Below are 253 nucleotides of genomic sequence, written 5' to 3' on the forward strand. Positions count from 1 at the left end.
GGGTATGTATGAGCCGTGTCATGGTTCAGCGCCCGATATTGCTAGCCAAGACAAAGCCAATCCCTTGGCAACGATATTGTCTGTGGCGATGATGCTACGCTATACCTTTAAACAAGAACAAGCTGCACAAGCGATTGAGCAAGCGGTCAGTGAAGTGCTCGATGATGGCTTACGTACCCTTGATATCTTGGACAGCACTGAGGCAGGCTTGAAGCAAGTAGGCTGTCAAGAAATGGGTCAAGCAGTATTGGCT

Annotated in this window: 1 protein-coding gene; it reads left to right on the forward strand. The window is 49.0% G+C overall.

The features are described from left to right. Positions 1-253: isocitrate/isopropylmalate family dehydrogenase (locus AAEY88_RS14665; RefSeq protein WP_350563565.1), on the forward strand; the 253-nt coding region annotated here is incomplete at both ends.

Origin of the sequence: Psychrobacter sp. CAL346-MNA-CIBAN-0220 (assembly GCF_040309805.1) — a bacterium.
Lineage (GTDB): Bacteria > Pseudomonadota > Gammaproteobacteria > Pseudomonadales > Moraxellaceae > Psychrobacter.